Source organism: Nocardia sp. TBRC8007 (assembly GCF_056629435.1).
On the sequence record NZ_JBWSOR010000223.1, the window covers coordinates 1 to 260 of the forward strand.

The window sequence follows — 260 nt, forward strand, 5'->3', positions numbered from 1 at the left end:
CCGGGGCAGGCACTGTGGGGTCGCGTTCACTGTGCCGTCGGTGTTCACAGAGGTGATGGCCGGGATAGAGGGTGCTGCGCTGCCGAAACTGGATGCGGTGGTGTTCTTGGGTGAGCGACTGGATGCGGCGGTAGCGCGTCGGACTCGGGCGCTGTGGCCGGGGGTGCGGGTGCTCAACGGGTACGGCCCTACGGAAATCTTCGACGCCACCCTCCACGAGTTTATCGACACCGACTTAGCGGGGGCAGGGGTGTCGGTGC

General features: G+C 66.5%; 1 protein-coding gene. It reads left to right on the top strand.

Annotated features, from left to right (window positions below; all coding sequences use genetic code 11):
* Positions 1-40: 40 nt before the first annotated feature.
* The coding region (locus tag ACX4ZE_RS23405; RefSeq protein ID WP_480275632.1) for a hypothetical protein at positions 41-260 on the top strand (220 nt) is incomplete at its 3' end.